General features: G+C 38.0%; 24 protein-coding genes and 1 riboswitch. Of the genes, 20 read left to right on the top strand and 4 right to left on the bottom strand.

All coding sequences use genetic code 11. The features are described 5' to 3' along the window. Nucleotides 1–29 precede the first annotated feature (29 nt). The 9 genes from dnaB (at nt 30) to B7692_RS09830 (ending at nt 11,697) form a co-directional block, all read left to right on the top strand. A complete protein-coding gene (dnaB, locus tag B7692_RS09790; protein ID WP_060627337.1) occupies nt 30–1,382 on the top strand; it encodes a replicative DNA helicase in 1,353 nt (450 codons plus the stop codon). Nucleotide 1,383: 1 nt separating this feature from the next. Further along, complete coding sequence (locus B7692_RS09795; RefSeq protein WP_001278169.1) at nt 1,384–1,650, top strand: Veg family protein; 267 nt, start codon at nt 1,384–1,386, stop codon at nt 1,648–1,650. 89 nt (nt 1,651–1,739) lie between these two features. Further along, nucleotides 1,740–2,858 (top strand): choline binding-anchored murein hydrolase CbpD, encoded by a 1,119-nt coding sequence (gene cbpD / locus B7692_RS09800; RefSeq protein ID WP_084930575.1) that lies wholly within the window; start codon nt 1,740–1,742, stop codon nt 2,856–2,858. A 305-nt stretch (nt 2,859–3,163) separates the two neighbouring features. After that, nucleotides 3,164–5,887: an SIALI-17 repeat-containing surface protein gene (locus B7692_RS09805; protein ID WP_084930576.1), complete on the top strand. Its 2,724-nt coding sequence runs from the start codon at nt 3,164–3,166 to the stop codon at nt 5,885–5,887. A 118-nt stretch (nt 5,888–6,005) separates the two neighbouring features. After that, on the top strand, nt 6,006–8,639 hold the full coding sequence (gene polA / locus B7692_RS09810; RefSeq protein ID WP_084930666.1) for a DNA polymerase I: 2,634 nt from the start codon (nt 6,006–6,008) through the stop codon (nt 8,637–8,639). Nucleotides 8,640–8,741: 102 nt separating this feature from the next. Next, nucleotides 8,742–8,844, top strand: a riboswitch (TPP riboswitch). A gap of 68 nt (nt 8,845–8,912) precedes the next feature. Continuing rightward, the gene (locus B7692_RS09815; protein WP_084930577.1) at nt 8,913–9,203 is read left to right on the top strand and encodes a thiamine-binding protein; all 291 of its coding nucleotides are present in this window, start codon (nt 8,913–8,915) and stop codon (nt 9,201–9,203) included. Next, entirely contained in the window at nt 9,166–9,924 is a 759-nt protein-coding gene (locus tag B7692_RS09820) for an ABC transporter permease (protein ID WP_192855500.1), read from the top strand. The genes B7692_RS09815 and B7692_RS09820 overlap by 38 nt, the downstream gene beginning before the upstream one ends. 37 nt (nt 9,925–9,961) lie before the next feature. Beyond that, nucleotides 9,962–10,969 (top strand): ABC transporter substrate-binding protein, encoded by a 1,008-nt coding sequence (locus tag B7692_RS09825; RefSeq protein WP_084930579.1) that lies wholly within the window; start codon nt 9,962–9,964, stop codon nt 10,967–10,969. Next, nucleotides 10,969–11,697, top strand: a complete 729-nt coding sequence (locus B7692_RS09830; protein ID WP_084930580.1) for an ABC transporter ATP-binding protein — start codon at nt 10,969–10,971, stop codon at nt 11,695–11,697. The genes B7692_RS09825 and B7692_RS09830 overlap by 1 nt, the downstream gene beginning before the upstream one ends. 156 nt (nt 11,698–11,853) lie before the next feature. Here the strand turns inward: B7692_RS09830 and B7692_RS09835 are convergent, their stop codons facing one another. From B7692_RS09835 to B7692_RS11365, 4 genes are all read right to left on the bottom strand, one after another. Further along, nucleotides 11,854–13,020, bottom strand: a complete 1,167-nt coding sequence (locus tag B7692_RS09835; protein WP_084930581.1) for a tyrosine-type recombinase/integrase — start codon at nt 13,018–13,020, stop codon at nt 11,854–11,856. A 289-nt stretch (nt 13,021–13,309) separates the two neighbouring features. After that, nucleotides 13,310–14,206 carry an Abi family protein gene (locus B7692_RS09840; RefSeq protein WP_084930582.1) on the bottom strand — a complete coding sequence of 299 codons (897 nt, stop codon included), beginning with the start codon at nt 14,204–14,206 and terminating at the stop codon, nt 13,310–13,312. Between the two features lie 86 nt (nt 14,207–14,292). Then, nucleotides 14,293–14,562 carry a DUF4177 domain-containing protein gene (locus B7692_RS09845; protein ID WP_004261908.1) on the bottom strand — a complete coding sequence of 90 codons (270 nt, stop codon included), beginning with the start codon at nt 14,560–14,562 and terminating at the stop codon, nt 14,293–14,295. 15 nt (nt 14,563–14,577) lie between these two features. Beyond that, nucleotides 14,578–15,228 (bottom strand): helix-turn-helix domain-containing protein, encoded by a 651-nt coding sequence (locus tag B7692_RS11365; protein WP_084930583.1) that lies wholly within the window; start codon nt 15,226–15,228, stop codon nt 14,578–14,580. A 141-nt stretch (nt 15,229–15,369) separates the two neighbouring features. On the opposite strand from B7692_RS11365, the gene B7692_RS09855 reads away from it, so the two are divergent. The 11 genes from B7692_RS09855 (at nt 15,370) to B7692_RS09900 (ending at nt 21,328) form a co-directional block, all read left to right on the top strand. After that, the gene (locus B7692_RS09855; RefSeq protein ID WP_070526404.1) at nt 15,370–15,555 is read left to right on the top strand and encodes a hypothetical protein; all 186 of its coding nucleotides are present in this window, start codon (nt 15,370–15,372) and stop codon (nt 15,553–15,555) included. Between the two features lie 254 nt (nt 15,556–15,809). After that, nucleotides 15,810–16,064 carry a hypothetical protein gene (locus tag B7692_RS09860; RefSeq protein WP_084930584.1) on the top strand — a complete coding sequence of 85 codons (255 nt, stop codon included), beginning with the start codon at nt 15,810–15,812 and terminating at the stop codon, nt 16,062–16,064. Between the two features lie 117 nt (nt 16,065–16,181). Beyond that, on the top strand, nt 16,182–16,610 hold the full coding sequence (locus B7692_RS09865; protein ID WP_033630516.1) for a hypothetical protein: 429 nt from the start codon (nt 16,182–16,184) through the stop codon (nt 16,608–16,610). Between the two features lie 2 nt (nt 16,611–16,612). Beyond that, nucleotides 16,613–16,762 (top strand): hypothetical protein, encoded by a 150-nt coding sequence (locus B7692_RS11145; protein WP_162837410.1) that lies wholly within the window; start codon nt 16,613–16,615, stop codon nt 16,760–16,762. A gap of 208 nt (nt 16,763–16,970) precedes the next feature. After that, complete coding sequence (locus tag B7692_RS09870) at nt 16,971–17,174, top strand: hypothetical protein (protein ID WP_084930585.1); 204 nt, start codon at nt 16,971–16,973, stop codon at nt 17,172–17,174. A gap of 1 nt (nt 17,175) precedes the next feature. Further along, nucleotides 17,176–17,385 (top strand): hypothetical protein, encoded by a 210-nt coding sequence (locus B7692_RS11370; protein ID WP_084930586.1) that lies wholly within the window; start codon nt 17,176–17,178, stop codon nt 17,383–17,385. 1 nt (nt 17,386) lies between these two features. Continuing rightward, nucleotides 17,387–17,650 (top strand): hypothetical protein, encoded by a 264-nt coding sequence (locus tag B7692_RS09880; protein ID WP_084930587.1) that lies wholly within the window; start codon nt 17,387–17,389, stop codon nt 17,648–17,650. Continuing rightward, entirely contained in the window at nt 17,647–18,162 is a 516-nt protein-coding gene (locus tag B7692_RS09885) for a hypothetical protein (RefSeq protein ID WP_084930588.1), read from the top strand. The genes B7692_RS09880 and B7692_RS09885 overlap by 4 nt, the downstream gene beginning before the upstream one ends. Continuing rightward, entirely contained in the window at nt 18,155–19,609 is a 1,455-nt protein-coding gene (locus B7692_RS09890; RefSeq protein WP_084930589.1) for a virulence-associated E family protein, read from the top strand. Before B7692_RS09885 ends, B7692_RS09890 begins: the two co-directional genes overlap by 8 nt. Before the next feature lie 368 nt (nt 19,610–19,977). Further along, nucleotides 19,978–20,586 (top strand): site-specific integrase, encoded by a 609-nt coding sequence (locus B7692_RS09895; protein WP_084930590.1) that lies wholly within the window; start codon nt 19,978–19,980, stop codon nt 20,584–20,586. Nucleotides 20,587–20,767: 181 nt separating this feature from the next. Next, nucleotides 20,768–21,328 carry a hypothetical protein gene (locus tag B7692_RS09900; protein WP_084930591.1) on the top strand — a complete coding sequence of 187 codons (561 nt, stop codon included), beginning with the start codon at nt 20,768–20,770 and terminating at the stop codon, nt 21,326–21,328. The last annotated feature ends 61 nt before the right edge of the window (nt 21,329–21,389 follow it).

Below are 21,389 nucleotides of genomic sequence, written 5' to 3' on the forward strand. Positions count from 1 at the left end.
GACAAGATTGTAAAAGGAAGGGAAGTCTGATGGCAGAAGTAGAAGAGTTACGAGTACAACCTCAAGATATCTTAGCTGAGCAATCCGTTTTAGGGGCTATCTTTATTGACGAGAGTAAGCTTGTTTTTGTGCGAGAATATATTGAGTCTAGGGACTTTTTTAAGTATGCCCATCGTTTGATTTTCCAAGCTATGGTCGACTTATCCGATCGTGGCGATGCTATAGATGCAACAACGGTTCGTACCATTCTTGATAATCAAGGTGATTTACAGAATATTGGTGGCCTGTCTTACTTGGTTGAGATTGTCAATTCTGTGCCAACTTCTGCTAATGCGGAGTATTATGCTAAGATTGTTGCAGAGAAGGCCATGCTACGTCGATTAATCTCCAAGTTGACAGAGTCTGTCAATCAAGCTTACGAGGCTTCGCAACCAGCTGATGAAATCATTGCTCAGGCAGAAAAAGGCCTGATTGATGTCAGCGAAAATGCAAATCGAAGTGGATTTAAGAACATTCGAGATGTGTTGAATATCAACTTCGGAAATCTGGAAGCTCGCTCGCAACAAACGACCGATATTACAGGTATTGCGACAGGCTATCGTGACTTGGATCATATGACGACTGGACTTCATGAGGAGGAGTTGATTATCCTAGCAGCCCGTCCAGCTGTTGGTAAGACAGCCTTTGCCTTGAATATTGCTCAGAATATTGGGACTAAGTTGGACAAAACAGTTGCTATTTTTTCACTGGAAATGGGTGCGGAAAGTCTAGTGGACCGTATGTTAGCGGCAGAAGGTTTGGTAGAATCGCATTCTATCCGTACGGGTCAATTGACTGATGAGGAGTGGCAAAAATATACCATTGCTCAAGGAAATCTAGCTAATGCAAGTATCTATATCGATGATACGCCAGGGATTCGGATTACAGAGATTCGTTCTCGTTCTCGTAAACTGGCTCAAGAAACTGGAAATCTTGGCTTGATTTTAATAGACTATTTGCAGCTTATCACGGGAACTGGTCGGGAAAATCGTCAACAAGAGGTTTCAGAAATTTCACGTCAGTTGAAAATTTTAGCTAAGGAACTGAAGGTTCCAGTAATCGCTCTAAGTCAGCTTTCTCGTGGTGTAGAACAACGTCAGGATAAGAGACCGGTCTTGTCTGATATTCGTGAATCTGGGTCTATTGAGCAGGACGCTGATATTGTAGCCTTTCTTTATCGCGACGATTACTATGAGCGTGGTGGTGAAGAAGAGGAAGGAATGCCGAATAATAAGGTAGAAGTTATTATCGAGAAAAACCGTAGTGGAGCTCGTGGAACGGTGGAATTAATTTTCCAAAAAGAATACAATAAATTTTCAAGTATCTCAAAGAGGGAGGCATAAGATGTCAGATGCATTTACAGATGTAGCCAAGATGAAAAAAATCAAAGAAGAAATCAAGGCACATGAGGGTCAAGTCGTAGAAATGACTTTGGAGAATGGTCGTAAGCGCCAAAAAAATAGATTGGGTAAGCTAATTGAGGTTTATCCATCCCTATTTATCGTTGAATTTGGAAACGTTGAAGGAGATAAACAAGCTAATGTTTACGTTGAATCCTTTACTTACTCAGATATCCTTACAGAAAAGAATTTGATTCATTATCTTGACTAAAGTGAGAAATTTTCTCACTTTTTCTTTTTTTCTCCGAATAGTTTAAGTGAAGGTAATCTTCGATTTATATTATTTTTCAAGGAGGAAGAATGAAAATTTCACCATTTAAAGTAGCAGAGACAAGATTTTCTTTCAGAAAATCAGCTAAAAAGGTTGTTCCCTTTTTAGTAGTAGGATTGATGTTAGCAGCGGGTAATAGTGTATATGCCTATTCCGGAGGAAATGGATCGATTGCGCGTGGGGATGATTATCCTGCTTATTATAAAAATGGGAGCCAGGAGATTGATAAGTGGCGGATGTATTCTCGTCAGTGTACTTCTTTTGCAGCCTTTCGTTTGAGTAATGTCAATGGTTTTGAGATTCCGGGAGCTTATGGAAATGCGAATGAATGGGGCTATCGTGCTCGTCGTGAAGGATATCGTGTAGACAATACACCAGCTATTGGATCCATTGCTTGGTCTACTGCAGGGACTTATGGTCATGTTGCTTGGGTGTCAAATGTAATAGGAGATGAGATTGAGATTGAAGAATACAATTATGGAATAAGGGAATCTTACAATAAGCGCGTCGTGAAGGCGAATACTATGACTGGTTTTATTCATTTTAAAGATTTAGCTGGTGGCAGTGTTGGGAATAGTCAATCCTCAGTTTCAACAGGAGGAACACATTATTTTAAGACTAAGGCTGCTATCAAAAATCAGCCTCTAGCTAGCGCAACTGCGATTGATTACTATTATCCTGGGGAGAATGTTCATTATGATCAAATTCTCGAAAAAGATGGGTACAAGTGGTTGAGTTATACGGCTTATAACGGAAGTCGTCGTTATATCCAGCTAGAGGGAGTAACCTCTTCACAGAATTATCAGAATCAATCAGGAAATAGCTCTAACTATGGATCCAATAACAGTTCAACTGTCGGTTGGAAGAAAATAAATGGTAGTTGGTATCATTTCAAATCAAATGGGTCTAAATCAACGGGTTGGCTGAAAGACGGATCTAGTTGGTATTATTTGAAATCATCTGGTGAAATGCAGACAGGCTGGTTAAAGGAAAATGGTCTGTGGTATTATTTAGATAGTTCAGGGGCAATGAAAACGGGCTGGTACCAAGTATCTGGTAAGTGGTATTATTCTTACTCTTCAGGTGAGCTAGCTGTTAATACTATAGTGGACGGTTATACTGTAAATCATAACGGTGAGTGGGTTTAATTTTAAGTAATTGAATCTGAACAGGAGAGAAATCTCCTGTTTTTTTGTTTAAACTAGAGTTTTTATGAAGAGTTAAGATATCTGAATTGGATTCGAAACTATAATTTACTATAGAAAATGAAAGTGATGAAAAGAAAGAAAAAAAGAAAGCTAGTAAAACATGCGTTACTTTCTTGAAGTTTTTTATAGCCTTGAAATACAACATATTAATAACAAAGTATATATAATATAACATATCTCTTGATTTCACTCAAAAAAAGGTTTATAATGTACATAAATATGATTCTCAAAAAGAGGTACACAAGATGAACAAAAAGAAAATGATTTTAACCAGTTTGGCTAGTGTGGCTGTTTTAGGTGCTACATTTGTTGCATCTCAACCGTCAGTTGTGAAAGCTGATGACAAACCTACAGCTGCTCAACCTACTGGAGAAACAAAGCCTACACCTGCGGCTGAAACACCAAAAACTGAGGTTGAAAAAGCCAAGGAAGCTGAAAAAGAAGCTAACGCTAAAGTTGATGAAGCTCAATCTAAAGTAGATAGAACAACTACTACAGCAACTGATGCAGCTACTAAACTTGAAACAGAGAAAAAAGAATCTGCTGAGGCTGATGCTGCAAAAACTAAAGCTGAAGAAGCTAAGAAAACAGCTGACGATGAATTAGCTAAAGCAAAAGAAGAAGCTGCTAAAGCTGACTCTAAAGCAAAAGAAGAAGTCGCAAAAGAAGAAGCTGCTGCAAAAGAAGAAGCCGAAGCTAAAGAAGCTTTAACTGAAGCTTTGAAACAAATTCCTGATAATGAATTGCTTGACAAAAAAGCAAAAGAAGAATTATTAAAGGCTGTTGAGTCTGGTGAATTAAATGCTTCTGATATTCTTGCTGAGTTAGCAGATGATGCTGAAAAAGCACAAGATACTAATCCAACAATTAAAACAGAAACTCCTGTATCTAAGGACAAGCTTCCTGAAGAGGTGCAAGCGGGAATTGAAGAAGGTGAAGCAGCGGATGCTGCTCGTCCTGAATCAGAAAAATTGCAAGATAAAGCTGATGATTTAACTGAAACAATTGAAAACTTAACGGATGATGCTGAGCAATTAAAAGCTGATGCTGAAAAGAAAGCTGAAACACTAAAAAAACAGGAAGATACTTTAAAAGAAGCAAAAGAAGCTCTTAAATCCGCTAAAGAAAACGGATTTGGTGAAGATATCACAGCACCACTAGAAAAAGCTGTAACTGCGATTGAAAAAGAACGCGATACTGCCAAATCTGAATTTGACGAAGCTGATGAAAAAGTTCAAGATGCTACAGCTGAAATTCAAGATTTAACTGAAAAACGTGATAATCTTCTTGAAGAAGTAAAAAAAGCAGAAGCAAAAGAAGCTGCAGAACCAGCTAAACCAGCTGAAGAAACTCCAGAGGAAGAAGCTGAACCAACCGAAGCTGAAAAAGCTGCTAAAGCTAAAGCAGAGGCTGATGCTAAAGTTGCTGAATTAGAGAAGAAAGTTGCTGAAGAAGCTAAAAAAGTAGAAGAAGCTACAGCTAAAGCTAAAAAAGAAGCTGTTGATGTAACTGCTGCTGAGACTGCAAAAGCAGAAGCAGACAAAGCTAAAGCTGATGCAGAAGCTGAATTAGCTAAGGCTAAAGAAGAAGCAGCTAAAGCAAAAGCTAAAGTTGAAGAAGAAGTTAAAAAAGAAGAAGACGCTAAAAAAGAAGAAGCAGATAACTTAGAAGCTTTGAAAGGTGCTTTAGAGCAACTTGAAAAAAAAGCTGAAGATAAAGTCAACAAGGATGCTAGCATCAAGCCAGAAGATAAAGCGAAAGCTATCGAAGAAGCAAAAGCTGAAATCGGTAAAGAAGCTTTATTAAAAGCGATTGAAGATGGAGTTCTTACAGCTACTCAAGCTATAGATGAATTCCTCAACGATGCCAACACAAAAGATAAAGCTCCTGAAGCTTATAAAACTAAAGAATTAACTGCTGACGAAACTAAAAAAATTGAAGAAGCTGCTAAAAAAGAAGCTTCTAAACCAATTGTCAAAAAACTTACAGACATTGCTGATGATTTAGCTGAAAAAATTGAGAGATTAACGAAAGAAGCTGAGGAAGATAAGGCTGACGCTGCTGAAAAAGCTAAGGTAGTAGAAGAGAAAAATGCTACATTAGAGAAACAAAAAGAAACTTTAGAAAAAGCTAAAACTGCTCTTGAAACTGCTAAGAAAAACAATGCGGATCAAGCTATCCAAGATGGATTGCAAGATGCTGTAACTAAACTAGAAGTTTCAGTTGCTTCTGCTAAAGCAGTAGCTGATGAAGCTAAGGCCAATTTCGACGAAGTGAACGAAGCAGTTCAAGAGGATGACGATGCAATTGCCAAACTAACTGAGAATTACAACGCAACTTTAGGTTACATCGAAAACTTAAAAGAAGTTCCTAAGGGTGAAGAATCGAAAGACTTTAGTGGTGGTGTAAGTCCTAGTGATGCACCTTCTGATGATGCTAAACAACCTGACGAAGTACCAACTGTTCCTAACGCTCCAGGATTTAATGGTGGTGTGAATCCTAGTGATTCTCCTTCTGGAGATAATGAATCTGATTTCACTGGTGGGGTAAATGATGCAACACCTCCTACTGTAGCCGATGCTCCAGAATATACAGGAGGCGTTAATAGTGTAGAAGCAGCAATTAACGAAGTTCCAGAATATACAGGAGGTGTTAATAGTGTAGAAGCAGCAATTAACGAAGTTCCAGAATATACAGGAGGCGTTAATAGTGCAGAAGCAGCAATTAACGAAGTTCCAGAATATACAGGAGGCGTTAATAGTGTAGAAGCAGCAATTAACGAAGTTCCACAATATACTCTTACAACAGCAGGTACTAACAAGGATAATACTTATCAAGCGCCAGCAGTAAAAACAGAAGATAAAAAAGAACTTCCAAATACTGGTGGTAAAGATAATGTTGCAGTTGCATCATTAGGATTCCTTGGATTGTTCCTTGGTGCCATTCCATTTGTGAAACGTAAAAACTAATTCATTTCGTAGTTTGAAAGAGAGGGAGTAACTTCCTTCTCTTTTTACTATTATCTTAGTTTCTCTCAGGGAACTCTTCCCAATGGTATTTTTTGATGCTTTCCTTTATAATGGGTGTATGGATAAGAAAAAATTATTATTGATTGATGGGTCTTCTGTTGCTTTTCGGGCGTTTTTTGCGCTCTATCAGCAGTTGGACCGTTTTAAGAATGCGGCTGGCTTGCATACCAATGCGATTTATGGTTTCCAGTTGATGTTGAGCCATTTGTTGGAGAGGATTGAGCCTAGTCATATTTTGGTGGCTTTTGATGCGGGGAAGACGACCTTCCGGACAGAGATGTATGCGGACTATAAGGGTGGTCGGGCTAAGACTCCTGATGAGTTTCGTGAGCAATTTCCTTTCATTCGTGAGTTGCTGGATCATATGGGGATTCGCCACTATGAGTTGGCTCAGTATGAGGCGGATGATATCATCGGGACGCTGGATAAACTAGCTGAGCAGGATGGTTTTGATGTTACCATTGTCAGTGGGGACAAGGACTTGATTCAGCTGACGGATGAGCATACGGTGGTTGAACTTTCCAAGAAAGGTGTGGCTGAATTTGAGGCCTTTACGCCAGACTATCTTATGGAAAAGATGGGCATCACACCGACGCAGTTTATCGATCTCAAGGCGCTCATGGGTGATAAGTCGGATAATATCCCTGGGGTGACCAAAATCGGTGAAAAGACGGGTATCAAGCTTTTACTGGAGCATGGTTCGCTTGAGGGAATTTATGAAAATATCGATGGGATGAAGGCTTCTAAGATGAAGGAAAATCTCATCAATGATAAGGAACAAGCCTTTTTGTCTAAAACACTGGCGACCATTGATACTAAGGCACCGATTGAGATTGGTTTGGAGGATTTGGTCTATAGCGGTCCAGATGTTGAAAAACTCGGGCAGTTCTACGATGAGATGGGCTTCAAACAGCTCAAACAGGCTTTAAATGCATCGTCAGCTGAAGTGACTGAGAGTTTGGATTTTACTATTGTTGACCAAGTCAGTCAAGATATGCTGAGTGAAGAATCTATCTTCCATTTTGAGCTTTTTGGTGAGAATTACCATACGGATGATTTGGTTGGATTCGCCTGGTCTTGTGGGGAAAAGCTTTATGCTACAGACAAGCTTGAACTTTTGCAAGACCCGATTTTCAAGGATTTTCTAGAAAAAACACCTCTGAAAGTGTATGACTTTAAGAAGGCTAAAGTTCTCTTGAATCGTTTTGGTGTGGATTTGCAGGCTCCTGCCTTTGATAGCCGTTTGGCTAAATACCTCCTTTCGACTGTGGAGGACAATGAAATTTCAACCATTGCGAATCTCTATGGCCGGACTTATTTGGTCGATGATGAGACCTTCTACGGTAAGGGTGTCAAGAAAGCTATCCCTGAGAGAGAGAAATTCTTAGAACACTTGGCTCGTAAGCTTGCTGTTTTAGTCGAAACAGAGCCTATTTTGCTTGAAAAACTCAGCGAAAATGGGCAATTAGAGCTTCTTTATGATATGGAGCAACCTCTAGCTTTTGTCCTTGCTAAGATGGAAATTGCTGGGATTACGGTCAAGAAAGAGACCTTGCTTGAGATGCAGGCTGAAAATGAGCTTGTCATTGAAAAACTCACTCAGGAGATTTACGAACTGGCTGGTGAGGAGTTTAATATCAACTCGCCTAAGCAGTTGGGCGTGCTTCTCTTTGAAAAATTGGGACTTCCTCTAGAATACACTAAGAAAACCAAAACTGGATATTCGACTGCGGTGGATGTCTTGGAACGCTTGGCTCCTATTGCTCCGATTGTTAAGAAAATCTTGGATTACCGTCAGATTGCTAAGATTCAGTCTACTTATGTGATTGGCTTGCAGGACTGGATTTTAGCTGATGGAAAGATTCACACGCGTTATGTGCAGGATTTGACCCAGACTGGGCGTCTGTCTAGTGTGGATCCAAACTTGCAAAATATCCCTGTGCGTTTGGAGCAGGGCCGTCTCATTCGTAAGGCTTTTGTGCCTGAGTGGGAGGATAGTGTGCTTCTCAGCTCGGACTATTCACAGATTGAATTGCGCGTTTTGGCGCATATTTCTAAGGATGAGCACTTGATTAAGGCCTTCCAAGAGGGGGCAGATATCCATACTTCGACAGCCATGCGGGTCTTTGGCATTGAGCGTCCTGAGGATGTGACTGCAAACGACCGTCGCAATGCCAAGGCTGTCAACTTTGGAGTGGTTTACGGGATTTCAGACTTTGGCTTGTCTAATAATCTGGGCATCAGCCGTAAGGAGGCCAAGACCTACATTGATACCTACTTTGAACGCTTCCCAGGTATTAAAAACTACATGGATGAGGTGGTGCGTGAGGCGCGTGATAAGGGCTATGTGGAGACCCTCTTCAAGCGTCGTCGTGAGTTGCCAGATATCAATTCGCGCAACTTTAATATTCGTGGTTTTGCAGAGCGGACTGCTATCAACTCTCCTATTCAGGGTTCGGCGGCAGATATTCTCAAGATTGCCATGATTCAGCTAGACAAGGCTCTAGTTGAAGGTGGTTATCAGACTAAGATGCTTCTGCAAGTGCACGATGAAATCGTCCTTGAAGTTCCTAAATCTGAATTGACAGAGATGAAAAAATTGGTCAAACAAACCATGGAAGAAGCCATTCAACTCAGTGTTCCCCTCATCGCAGATGAGAATGAAGGGGCAACCTGGTACGAGGCTAAATAAAAAAGTTATGTAGAGTTTGAAGCACTTGTTTTCAAACTCTTTTTCATGTTTTTCTGTAAGCAGTTTCCTTGACATTTTTTTTGTTTTGCGCTATCATATGTCCATATAATATATGGGAGTCTGTGTACAGTCTGAGAGGAAGTGTTAAACTTCGACCGCACCTGATCTGGGTAATGCCAGCGTAGGGAACGATACTTAGTCTATTCTGCACCTTTTCCATATATGGTAAAGGTTTTTCTTTTTGTCAAAGGAAAACGAGAAGAGGAGGTTGTTATGAAAGCAAGCATTGCCTTGCAAGTTTTACCACTATCACAGGGGATTGATCGGATTGCTGTTATTGATCAGGTCATTGCTTATCTGCAAGCTCAAGAAGTGACCATGGTAGTGACACCATTTGAAACAGTCTTGGAAGGGGAGTTTGATGAGCTTATGCGCATTCTCAAAGAAGCGCTGGAAGTGGCAGGGCAGGAGGCAGATAATGTCTTTGCCAATGTCAAAATAAATGTAGGAGAGATTTTAAGTATTGATGAGAAACTTGAAAAGTATACTGAGGCGACAGATTAGTCTTTTGGGCTTTCTAGGAGTCTTGTCAATCTGGCAGTTAGCAGGTTTTCTTAAACTTCTCCCCAAGTTTATCCTGCCGACACCTCTTGAAATTCTCCAGGCCTTTGTTCGTGATAGAGAATTTCTCTGGCACCATAGCTGGGCGACCTTGAGAGTGGCTTTATTGGGTCTAATTTTGGGAGTCTTGATTGCCTGTCTCATGGCTGTGCTCATGGATAGTTTGACTTGGCTCAATGACCTGATTTATCCTATGATGGTGGTTGTTCAGACCATTCCGACTATTGCCATAGCTCCTATCCTAGTCTTGTGGCTCGGTTATGGGATTTTACCCAAGATTGTCTTGATTATCTTGACGACAACTTTTCCTATCATCGTAAGTATTTTGGACGGTTTTAGGCATTGTGACAAGGATATGCTGACCTTGTTTAGTCTGATGCGGGCCAAGCCTTGGCAAATCCTGTGGCATTTTAAAATTCCAGTCAGCCTGCCTTACTTTTATGCAGGTCTGAGGGTCAGTGTCTCCTACGCCTTTATCACAACAGTGGTATCTGAGTGGTTGGGAGGCTTTGAAGGACTAGGTGTCTACATGATTCAGTCCAAGAAACTGTTTCAGTATGATACCATGTTTGCTATTATTATTCTGGTATCGATTATCAGCCTTCTGGGTATGAAGCTGGTCGATATTAGTGAAAAATATGTTATTAAATGGAAACGTTCGTAGAATAAGGATGTTTCAAAAAAGAAAAGAGGAAATCAAAATGAAAAAAACATGGAAAGTGTTTTTAACGCTTGTGACAGCTCTTGTAGCTGTTGTGCTTGTGGCCTGTGGTCAAGGAACTGCTTCTAAGGATAATAAGGAAGCAGAACTTAAGAAGATTGACTTTATCCTAGACTGGACACCAAATACCAACCACACAGGGCTTTATGTGGCTAAGGAAAAAGGCTACTTCAAGGAAGCTGGAGTGGATGTTGATTTGAAATTGCCACCAGAAGAAAGTTCTTCTGACTTGGTTATTAACGGTAAGGCACCATTTGCAGTCTATTTCCAAGACTATATGGCTAAAAAATTGGAAAAAGGAGCAGGAATCACTGCCGTTGCAGCTATCGTAGAGCACAATACATCAGGAATCATCTCTCGTAAATCTGACAATGTAAGCAGTCCAAAAGACTTGGTTGGTAAGAAATACGGAACTTGGAATGACCCAACTGAACTCGCTATGTTGAAAACATTGGTAGAATCACAAGGCGGAGATTTTGAGAAGGTCGAAAAAGTACCAAATAACGACTCAAACTCTATCACACCGATTGCCAATGGCGTCTTTGACACTGCTTGGATTTACTACGGTTGGGATGGTATCCTTGCCAAATCTCAAGGCGTAGACGCTAACTTCATGTACTTGAAAGACTACGTCAAGGAGTTTGACTACTATTCGCCAGTTATCATCGCAAACAACGACTATCTGAAAGACAACAAGGAAGAAGCTCGTAAAGTCATCCAAGCTATTAAAAAAGGCTACCAATATGCCATGGAACATCCAGAGGAAGCAGCTGATATCCTCATCAAAAATGCACCTGAACTCAAGGAAAAACGTGACTTTGTCATCGAATCTCAAAAATACTTGTCAAAAGAATACGCAAGCAACAAGGAAAAATGGGGTCAATTTGACGCAGCTCGCTGGAATGCCTTCTACAAATGGGATAAAGAAAATGGTATCCTTAAAGAAGACTTGACAGACAAAGGCTTCACCAATGAATTTGTGAAATAATGACAGAAATTAGACTAGAACACGTCAGTTATGCCTATGGTGAGGAGAGGATTTTAGAGGACATCAACCTAGAAGTGACTTCAGGAGAAGTGGTTTCTATCCTAGGCCCAAGTGGTGTTGGTAAGACTACGCTTTTCAACTTAATTGCGGGGATTTTAAAAGTTCAGTCAGGGAGAATTGTCCTTGATGGTGAAGAAAATCCCAAGGGGCGCGTGAGTTATATGTTGCAGAAGGATCTGCTCTTGGAGCACAAGACGGTGCTTGGCAATATCATACTGCCTCTCTTGATTCAAAAAGTGGATAAGGCGGAAGCCATTGCCCGCGTGGATGAAATTCTTGCGACCTTCCAGTTGACAGCTGTAAGAGATAAATACCCTCATGAACTCAGTGGCGGGATGCGTCAGCGTGTAGCCTTGCTTCGAACTTACCTTTTCGGACACAAGCTCTTTCTCTTAGATGAAGCCTTTAGCGCCTTGGATGAGATGACCAAGATGGAACTACACGCTTGGTACCTTGAGATTCACAAGCAGTTGCAGCTAACAACCTTGATCATCACGCATAGTATCGAGGAGGCCCTCAGTCTCAGCGACCGCATCTATATCTTGAAAAATCGCCCTGGGCAGATTGTTTCAGAAATTAAACTAGATTGGTCTGAAGATGAGGACAAGGAAGTCCAAAAGATTGCCTACAAACGTCAAATCTTGGCAGAATTAGGCTTAGATAAGTAGAAAAATAGGGAGTTGGTGAAGATTATCCTTTACCAGCGCCCTTTTTCTTTTAAAAATGAGAAAATTTCGGTATAATAGTCAATTATACCGAAATCATTCTATAATCGTTGATACATAAGGATTTTATGTATCGCTTTTTTTATTTTGTGGACTTTTTTAAGAACTTTTTATTTTTTCGAGGGCAGTTTCAAAGAATGAGACTGCTCTTTTTTGGTTTTCTTTTGATAAATGGCTGTACGTATCCATAGTTACAGATATTTTTGCATGGCCAAGCCGTGTCTGTATTTCCTTGTATGGCAGGCCAGCATTAAGCAAGATACTAGCGTGAGTGTGTCGGAAAGCATGAAAGCCTAAATCAGTACAGTTGGCGTTTTTTAAGTGCTTATGTAGGCGGTAATCAACCTTTCGAGTATTGACATAGTTGTCAAAGCTATCAGAGAATACTTTCTCATAGGTTAAGCCAATGTTTCTACCGTTTTCTGCTTGTCTTGCTCGGTAGAGACGAAGCATGAGTACTGTTTTATGATCGATATCTAGAACTCTATAGCTTGATTTTGTCTTAGGAGTGTTTACCTGGTTTAAAATGTTGAGTGTTTTGTTAATATCGATTGTTCCGTTCTGCAGATCAATATCAGACCATTCTAGGGCCAGACATTCACGGATGCGCAGTCCAGTAGCTAGGAGCGTTTTATAAAGCACAGTATCATAGAAATTGATAAAGGTATTCTCCAGGTTATCGAGATAGGAGAGGAAGTTTTTAAGTTCCTGATCTTGAAAGTATTTAATTTCTTGCTTATCTCTTGTTATCTTTCTAGGAATGACAACATCACGAGCAGGGTTATTATCCAATGCCTGGATAGAAACTCCATACTGTAGAATACGTTTATTTAAGGCGTGAAGGTGATTGTATTCTTTATACCCCGTTCCGTCCTGATTGTACTCATCCGCCCACTTATTTACCTGAGTTTGGATAATAACAGGAGTAAGTTTATCTAGTTTGTAAGTACCAAATGAGGGTAAGAGGTAGTTATTTAAGCAGCCTTTTATCTTTATCTGCGTATTAGTCTTTACGGTATGCTGGTAGGTTTGCCAAAACAAGTCCACAAGTTCGCTATAGGTTATTATATGTGAGCGTTGTTTCCGTGTAGAGCCGTTTTTCTCAAATTCTACCTTAGCCTGGGTGGCCTTGTTTTTGAGTTCTTTCTTTGTTCGTGCTGATATGGTAGTCTTGACCTTCTTACCAGTTACAGAATCAATACCAAGATAGATACTGGAGCGGTAGATTGCTGTTCCGTCTTTTTTCGTGTGTTGTGTAATTTTCATGGTTTTAACTCCTTTTCCATCAGCAGGCAAGCAATTAGAAAAGGTTTTGAGTTTATACCATATGAGGAGCTACGAGAATGCCCCTATTTTCGACTTTAAGAGGACGGACGGCAAAATTGTACCAAGACGAGAAAAAGGGTGAAAATAAGGCTTATATGAGCAATAGAAAAAGTGTATCAACTAAAAAGCTGATACACTTATTTTCTTGTTGTAACCCTGACCTATATAGAGATACAGGTATAGAGCAGTGTAACCCAAAGGGTTTCTTTTACGATTAAAAAATATAATATCACTTTTTAGAAATTTTGACAAGTGTTTTAACAAAATTTATATAGATTTCTATAATTTTCTGATTCTGTTTGTAATAGTCTTCGTGTTTTTTAGCACGTTTTGCAATTTTGATAAATTCTTTAAAACGTTGCTTACCTAATGCTTTACTACAATATTCACGATGCAAAACTATGAGAGACAACATATCATGTACTTTACGGTATTTTATAATATCCCGAGAAATATGGAGCGTTGAAGCGATAGAAGTAATATAACTTGAAGGGGATAGTGTTTGTTCTAACACATCCACTAGTATAACATTGCTATGGGCGCAAGCGTTACGAATATGGCGAGCATATTTCCCTAACTGCTTCGCTTTTTTTAGTCGTTTATTACTTAGATATTTATCACAATACATTTCAACCAGGTAGCATAGATTCCCAAAGTCCATAACCTCAATCAATACCCAGACAGGAATATCATTTTTATGCTTGATATAAACATTTTTTAGATAATGGTTTTTTGCCAAAGCGCTTTTAGTACTTGTAAATCCTACAGAGTTGTAAACAGCATAATCCTTTACTATATCGTATCCATCAACTTTTGGATTTTTTGTTATAACATCCATTAGAGCAGTTTTGATACTATGTTCAACGTCCAGACAAATATCCATTAGGAAGTAACGTATTTGCATATCAATTACAGCTAGATCAGCTAATGTTGCAAACTCTATATTATATTTACCATCTACTTTATCAAAAAGTTTTCGATAGCTGGATATTTTATAATAGTAGTTTCGAGTTTGTAATATGTCTTTAGCAGTATCCTGATCGAAAGTATTGAATAGAATACCATTTGCAATCATTTTATCAATCAACGCTTGATAGCTTAAGAGTTGTTTTCTGTTATTACTCATTATTCTCCTTTCTGTTAATCAATTCTTCAAATTCTCTCTATTTTCGCACATAATACCTGAAAATCAGACTATGGCGGAGATAGGTTTTAGATAATCTTCTCAAAAACCATTGTAGCCTGGATACGGTCTCCACCGCCTAGTCCTTTGCTTCCACCATTGGCGGTTGTGATGGTATGTAGGCGATAACCTTTTGAAGCTTGTTTATTGATAACATCTTCTAATTCTGTAAGGTTTCCTGATCCAGTGCCGAAAAACTTTTCTTTCAAAGTTACCTGAAGAACAACGTAGTGTAGTCCATTTACTCCAGATGCGGTAGAAAAACTACCTTCTTGTTTTACAGTGTCAAAAAATCCCATGTTAGTTACTCCTTGTTAGTCATTATCTTTTTCTGATAAAGATTTAGTTTTAGATTGTGGTAATTTGTTAATGAGTTCTAGTATTAAATGTTTACTATCGTCATCTAAAATGAGGTACTTATAAAGTAAGTCTGAAATTTCTGTTTCTTTTAGTTCATCAAAGTCTAGTATAGCATCAAATAATCGTATAAAAAAGTCGTTTTCACCAATACCTGATACAAGAGCATCGTAAGCAGGATTTCCGTGAGAATTAGTTCCGTATTTTTGATTTATACGTTGTTTTATAAGTTCAATTTGTTCAATAGTTTTTTTATCAAGTTTATACTGATCAGTTGATTTACCTAATTTCTTTTCAAGTCTTTCCTTAGTATTTAGACGTTTGATTAAATTATTACGGTATTCTTCAAACTCTGCTCCACTATTAAAGGTCATAACTTCATCGCCATAACCTAGTAAGGAAGAAACACTAACTCCAAAGAAATCAGCTAAAATCTGAGCTTTTTCTGGTTTGATAGTATGTTTATTATTTTCCCAGTTAGATATTACCATTTTGGATATCGGCTTTTCATTTTCTTTTAGTTTTTCATTTATAATTGTGGCTAATTTATCCTGAGTTATTCCTTTCTCAGTTCTTAAAGCTTTTAACCTATTTTTTATTGTCGTCATTTTATCACCTCAGTTAAATTATAACCTCTAAAAAAACTTTTGTAAAGTTTTTATTTATTTTCTCTTGACAAGTAAAGAAAAACATTATATACTTAACTCAAGTAAAGATAAAATTTACAAACGAGGAAGGAGGAAATTGTATTGCTTATCACCTCAACACAAGCAAAAGCAATTCGCCGAAAGCAAGCGGACAAGAATTTGACTGCTAAAAAAGCCAGTGAGGAAATTGGAGTCAATCCAATTACTTACAGGAAAATCCGAGACGGTGGCGAAGTGAAACCGAGCATTTACCAAAAAGCCATGCAGTGGCTTGCTGAAGATTATTAGAAAGGAGCGAACCAATCGCAATACTACAATACATTTACAAATTTCTCATGTGGTGCTTTAGCACTGGAGATTGATTTATCAGACTAGCTAACTATTCGATAGATTAAGATGCTTGCTACCTATGGCAGTATCAAGGATTTATAACGGTTTTGTCTCCTATCTCAATTAGTAAATTCAATTGTACTGTCTTAAGTGGTAAGCATGAGCAAAAAAGAAGAAAGGAAACTTATTATTTAAGTGTAGAAATTTTAAGAATGGATAATAAAGTCGAATTTGAAACAATTACTAATAGCAAGGGTTTTCCGATTCCCAAGTATTTCAAGGATTTTAAAAAGCTAGTTGAGAAAGATAGAGAACTAGCCGAGTATCTTTGTATGAACTATGAGTCCTTGGACAGTGAAGACCTGGGCGCATTTCTTGAGACGGTAGAACAGGGAATCAGCTGGATCATGGAACTGATAGAAAGCAAAGACTTGCTTTATCAACCCAAGTCAGGGGAAAAAGTATGAAAAAGACAACAAAAAAAGTCACTTGCTCAAATTTTGGCCGAGGAGAGCAAGCGACAATACATTGGTATAGATATTTTTTCTATATCTTGATTATAGCATAGAAAGACAAGGTACACAATGAGAAAACAACATCAAGCAGTAAAATTCAAGGATATTGCTGAAAAATTGCCTGAACTTGAGGGCAAAAACTTAGAAGAAATCGCAGGAGTGTTAGGCTACCGTAACCTAGACAGTTGCAAGGTTAATCTTTACAATCTCAGACAAAACAAGCGACTAGGTTTTAAAGTAGAAAAAGGAGTTTACACTAAGTTTGAACTCTTGGACGATACTGTAAAAGAAGAACTGGAAGACAAGGAACTTGGGGAGCGTGGTCGCTATTTGAAGAGTGTAGACCGCTACAAGGCTATGTTAAATGCCTTTTCTATTGCCTTTGATAGCACGGTTAAGGCAGAAACTAGACAAAAAGCAGAACATGACGGACTGAAAGCCTTGGATAGGATTCCAGATAAATACTACGCCCTACTTTATGACATGATGGAGAGCTAGGGATGGAAGAAAAGACACATTTTGCTAGATTCATGCGTAGAGGTATGGAATTAGCAAGGCAATTACATAGCAAAGAAATTCAACGTAAAGAATTTGATAGAGCCTGGAAAAGATTAGGCGATCAAATAGAAAACGAAACAAAGACAAACTAAGAAAACCGAAGAGCAGGCAAGCAATTAGAAAAGGTTTTGAAAAATGAGTGCTGACACGGCGACTCTAAGCACTTGTTTAGTAAAAATGTGGGTGATTACCCACGAAACATCACTACATGCGTCCGCCAACTAGGGGCAATCGCCCAGCGTTTGGAGTGGTGTAAATACTATATAGGAAACGGCAAGAAAAAGGATAACAAAGCAAAAGATGACAATAACAAACTTAGAAATAAATACACAAGCAGACCTTGACAATCTAATGTCTGAGGTCAAAGCAGAAAGTCCAAACCTATTCCAATTCATAAGTGATTTTATCAATAAAAAAGTATCCATAGAAGAAGTGGAAGCATTTCTAAAAATGGAACATGAAATACAACAGTTATACATCAAGAATTACAAAGCGAGGACATAAGATGAATGAGTTAAATTTAACCAACACACAGGCACTTATCTTTGTGGTGGTACTGATTGGCTTTCTTATTTACCTAAACCACCGAGACCGCAAAAAAAGCGCCCAAATTGAGCGAGAAAATAGACGGATGAAAGAAACACCTAGCGAGGATTTAAGTCCTTGCTACGGGCGATATATTCAGCTTGCAGGGATTAAACCGTGGGGGTGCTAGTATGTTTGAAAAGATGATTGAGGATCTAAAGTCGAATATTCTGGAATCAGTGGAACGGTATCTAAAGAACCATGAAAAAATTCCTCCAAAAAAGTTGAATTTGATTAGTAAAACGGAACTTAAGGAAGAGTTAGATATAGGAGATAAAACCCTGAGTAGTTGGGAACATGCAGGCTTACGACAATATATCCCACCAATCGAGGATACTAGAAAGGCTTATTATAAAATTTCCGAAGTTCTTAAGTTCTTGGGGGTAGAGGAATGAGAGTACTCGAGTTAATTTTATCCGCTGATAAACTATCATTATTCGCCTTTCTAAAGTCTACCCCTACTCAAGTTTGGAAGAATGGAAATCACTATAAGTTTGTATACTACAAGCCAATAGGTGAGGGACTGACGGATTTTCGTTACAAAGGCTTATATGTAGCTATCCGAGACGAAAAGAGTGATAGGGAAGGATGGGAACTAGCTAGACCATTAGAAATTACCTTGGCTAGTCCTGAATTGCTGATGATCCTGAAAGATTTAGAGGTAAATAAATTGACAGAGCAACGGCAGGGGCTTGGAGTGGAGTTAAAAGGCTGGGTTTTTGACCTGATTTGTAATGGCATTTATACCAGGTATGAGACTTCACTTTTTGTCCGATTGCTATTTGTGAATGGTTACAGTTTTAGTCAGTTAGTGGATTTGTTTTCTACTATCGTCAAACGAAAAGAATTGGCCAGTTATTTCCTTGAAGTAGCGACAAAATTCTATAAGGAGGTGGCTTTTGAATAGTGAAGAAATTGTAACTAAAATTATCGAAGAGAATCAGCAACAAATACCGCCTACCGTGGTGGACTTGACCCAAGCAAGAGAGACCAACGAGGATAATAATAGTCTGAATCTAACACCGAAAACCAAAGGGAAAGGCTTTGCGGTTACCTTGGACAATCTTAAGAAGATTTTAAGTGGAGATAGCAAACTGAAGGGGGCGATACAGTACAATACATTCACTTATGAAATTGACGTGACAAAAGCAACAAAATTGAACGGTAGAACCTTAAGCGGAACCATTGACGACCTAATTATTAGAGAGATTAGGGCTTATATTGCTACAAAGTACAAGATAGATTATAAAAAAGGGGATATCGCTGATATTTTGGAGGTGGTGGCTGGTGAGCATAGCTACAACCCTTTAAAAGACTATCTGGAATCATGCGAAAGCGAATATAGAGAGTTAGTGAATCAGCGTGCTCCCTTTGCTATTTTAAGGCATTATCTCAATATCAAAGATGATGAATATAACCGTATTATCATGGATTTGTTTTTCCGTGGGGCGGTTGCTAAGGTATTTGACCCCTCTATTAAGTTTGACTTTGTGCTGGACTTGACTGGAAGGCAGGGAGTAGGAAAGACCCAATTTTTTGAGGGACTATTCACTCACAAGTATTTTACAACCGTTGAAACTTTCACAGACAAAGATGACAAGGCTAGAATGGTAAGAAACTGGTGTGTATTTGATGATGAAATGGTGGCTAGTAAAAAGGCTAGTTTTTCAGAGTTGAAGAAGTTCATCACTGAAACCAAACTAGAGTATAGACCGCCTTATGCTTCCAGTGATAGACGACTACCCAAGAGTTTTATCATCGTGAGGGCAACTAATGATCATGATTATTTGAACGACTTAACAGGGGAAAGGCGCTTTCTTGTTGCTGAAGTACATAAGGATACCACTTATAAGGGCAGGAAGTGGACGGAAAAAGACCGCAGAGCCTTTTGGGGCGCTATGGTAGTAGCTTGGAAATCTAACCAGTCTTTGATGCTGACAGACGAGCAGGAGAACCTGGTAAATGAGGTAAGAAGTAGGTACAAATTTGCTGATGAAACTCTTGAGGATTTGGAGCGTTATTTGGCTTTACCTTTTCCAAAAAACATGTACCATTACCCAGTTACAGATAGAACCAGGTATTACTATATTTATGACATGATGAACGAGGGCTATTTTAGAAATAGTAAAGGTGGAACTGTTGAACTTGATACAGATAAATATGGCGAATTGGTAGAACGTGACAAGATGACTATAAACCTATTTTTCCAAGAAGTCTATCTAACTGACAAAGCACCACCAAAGGATAAAGCAAAGGTCAAAAAGTATATGCAAAATAAAGAGGGATGGGAACACAAACGATCTTTGAAATTTGGAAAAAGCGTTAAACCTGGTTACTCAAAACATAAAAGGTAGTTAGGGTAGTCACTAACTCAAAAAATAACTACCTTTTAGAGGGTAGCTAGAGCCTTTAAACAAAAAGGATTTAGAAAAAGGATAGTTTTTAAAATTTTACTGACTACCCTATCAAACCTTTGATATTATTGAATTTTATATTAAAAAGTAGTTATTTTATATTAAAAAGTAGTTATTTTATATTATTTATAAAGTATATAGAATAAATAGATTAAAGGCGTTTATTATTTATTTTTTGGGAGCGAGGTGACTACCTGACTACGCATTTTATAAACCCTTGGGGCTGTAAGGCGGAGGTGGTAGTCACTAGGTACTCAAAAATGACTACCTTTTATGAACTCTAAGAAATTTTTAAGAGAGGTTAGGAGATGAAAGTAGTTGAACCTATTAGAGATACTGATGATATTGAAAGAATAAAGGATTTTTTGAAAAGGAAAAATGAACGAGACTACGTATTATTCCTATTTGGAATTTATACAGGTTTACGAGTTAGTGACATTATTCCAATTAAAGTTAAACAGGTAATGAAAGATAGAATTGAAATAAGAGAGAAAAAGACAGGAAAAATAAGACGTTTTCCAATAAATCAACAATTAAGAAATGCGTTAAATCAATACATTGAGAATAAACAACTTAAAGAATATGATTTTTTGTTCCCAAGCAGAAATAAAAACAAAGACAATGGGATAAAAATTTGCCATATTTCAAGAGTCCAAGTTTATAGAATTTTAAAAGAAGCTGGAAATAAATTTGGAATTAAAAACATCGGAACTCATTCAATGAGAAAGACATTTGGGTATCATCATTACAAAAAGAATGGCAATGTGGTTATTCTACAAAAAATATTTAATCATTCAACACCAGAGATTACACTTAGGTATATCGGCTATAGTCAAGATGAACTAGACCAGAGTATACTAACATTTAACTATATATTTTACATAATGAGAAAATGTAAATTAAAAAATAGAAAATAGACCTATCCCCTTGATATAAAAGGGATTTTAAAAAGCGCTTAAAAGTCACAAAATAGAAGATATGTTAAATATAACAGTAGTGAAATGAGGTGAAAATGTTAGAAAAACCAAGGATAAGAAACGAGACAGATAAAATTAACGACGAATACAAAAAATATTTAACAAAGAATTGGAGAAGAAAATGAATGTAATTGAAAAAAATAAAAAGAAACTAGAAGAAGTACGGGACAAACAAGCAAAAGAATTAGCTGAAATCAGTGATTATTTACCAATAATCGAATCTGAAATTAGTTCACAGTATGAAGAATTAGCTGCTGCTGAAGCCAACCTGGATGCTGAATCTTACAGCAAAATTGAAGAAAAGATTTCCGTATTAAATAAAAAACAAGAAATGTACAAAAATCGTCTTAGTAGCATTGAAAATAAGAATTATATTCCTAAAGAACAGACGCAAAGTATTGAGGATGAGATCCGTGATTTTATGAAAAAAGAAGATGATAGATTATTAAAAAATGCTAGTAATCTTCTTAAAGAACTTGAAGATATTTATACAGAATGCAATAATTTAAGAAATGAAGCTGAGAGCACAATCCGTGACTTACAAACAAACTTTACTACTAAAGGAACTACAGGATTTAATTTTTATTCCTACGAAATCAGAGGCGAAAATCTTCGTGATGCAATGAATTGCTTCAAGGAGTTTGAAGCGTATAAATTGATTTTAAACTATAATAAAAAATAATAAAATCTTCAATAAAAATATAAATGTATGAGAGACTCAGAGCTGAAAGTAGGGGGGATGC

This window comes from Streptococcus mitis (genome assembly GCF_002096925.1).
Classification (GTDB): Bacteria; Bacillota; Bacilli; order Lactobacillales; family Streptococcaceae; genus Streptococcus; species Streptococcus mitis_AF.